The organism is Microbacterium sp. Leaf351 (assembly GCF_001423825.1).
In the GTDB taxonomy this organism is placed as follows: domain Bacteria; phylum Actinomycetota; class Actinomycetes; order Actinomycetales; family Microbacteriaceae; genus Microbacterium; species Microbacterium ginsengisoli.
Map to the genome: position 1 here is coordinate 8063 of NZ_LMPK01000001.1, position 293 is coordinate 8355.

Below are 293 nucleotides of genomic sequence, written 5' to 3' on the forward strand. Positions count from 1 at the left end.
CGCCGAGTGGCGAGCCCTCCAGCTTATTCCCAGCTTCTCCGGAGCGCAACGCTGGCGTGTCGCCGCGGATTCCCGCGGGTGCCGGCGCGGCGCGAGCCGTGGCATCCACAGCCTGCCGCGCACCCTCCGCGCCGCGCACTCCCCCACCCGATCTCCGCCACCCTCCGCGCCGCCCGACCCCACGGCCCGAATCCACACGTTGGCGCCGAATCCACGCCATAGCGACGTCGGCGGCGCGTTGATTCGGCGGGCGGGGGTTGATTCGGCGAAATCGGTGGAGGTGGAGGTGGGGG